This window comes from Streptomyces sp. NPDC026673, assembly GCF_040638135.1.
GTDB lineage: Bacteria > Actinomycetota > Actinomycetes > Streptomycetales > Streptomycetaceae > Actinacidiphila.
Window position 1 is genome coordinate 1 of record NZ_JBEZXR010000190.1, and the last position, 1,001, is coordinate 1,001.

At 75.6% G+C, this 1,001-nt stretch carries 1 protein-coding gene; it reads left to right on the forward strand.

Annotated elements, in window-relative coordinates:
- The coding region (locus AB0F62_RS42805) for a 2-oxo acid dehydrogenase subunit E2 (protein WP_361812346.1) at nucleotides 1-1,001 on the forward strand (1,001 nt) is incomplete at both ends.

A 1,001-nucleotide genomic window follows, 5' to 3' on the forward strand; every position in this document is an offset into this window, starting at 1 on the left:
GCCGACGAGCCGCTGCTCGAGGTCTCCACCGACAAGGTCGACACCGAGATCCCCTCGCCGGTCGCCGGCACCCTGCTGGAGATCCTGGTCGGCGAGGACGAGACCGCCGAGGTCGGCGCCAGGCTCGCCGTCATCGGTGCCGCCGGCGCCGCACCCGCCGCCGCCCCGGCCCCCGCCGCGCCCGCCCCGGTCGCTGCCCCGGCACCCGCCCCGGCCCCGGTGCCCGCCCGCCCGGTCGCGCCCGCTCCGGTCGCTGCCCCGGCGCCCGCGCCTGCTCCGGCCCCCGCGCCGGTCACCCCCGCGCCGGTCGCGGCTCCGGCTCCGGTCACCCCGGCCCCGGCCGTTGCGGCTCCTTCGGCGACCGCGCCGACCGACGAGGGCGCCTATGTGACCCCGCTGGTGCGCAAGCTCGCCGCCGAGAACGGCGTGGACCTGGCCACGGTCAAGGGCACCGGTGTCGGTGGCCGCATCCGCAAGCAGGACGTCCTGGCCGCCGCCGAGGCCGCCAAGGCCGCCGCCCCGGCCCCGACCGCCCCGGCCCCGGCCGCCGGCGTCACGGTGCCGGCCGCCGCCGCCGCGCTGCGCGGGCAGACCGTCAAGATGACCCGCATCCGCAAGGTCATCGCCGAGAACATGATGAAGGCCCTGCACAGCCAGGCCCAGCTGTCGACCGTGGTCGAGGTGGACGTCACCAAGATCATGCGGCTGCGGGCCCGGGCCAAGGAGTCCTTCCTGGCCCGCGAGGGCGTCAAGCTCTCCCCGATGCCGTTCTTCGTCAAGGCCGCCGCCGAGGCGCTCAAGGCCCACCCGACCGTCAACGCCAAGATCAACGACGACGGCACCGTCACCTACCACGACGTCGAGAACGTCGGCATCGCGGTGGACTCCGAGCAGGGCCTGATGGTCCCGGTCATCAAGGGCGCCGGCGACCTGAGCCTGGCCGGCATCGCCAAGAAGACCGCCGAGCTGGCCGGCAAGGTCCGCAACAAGAAGATCAGCCC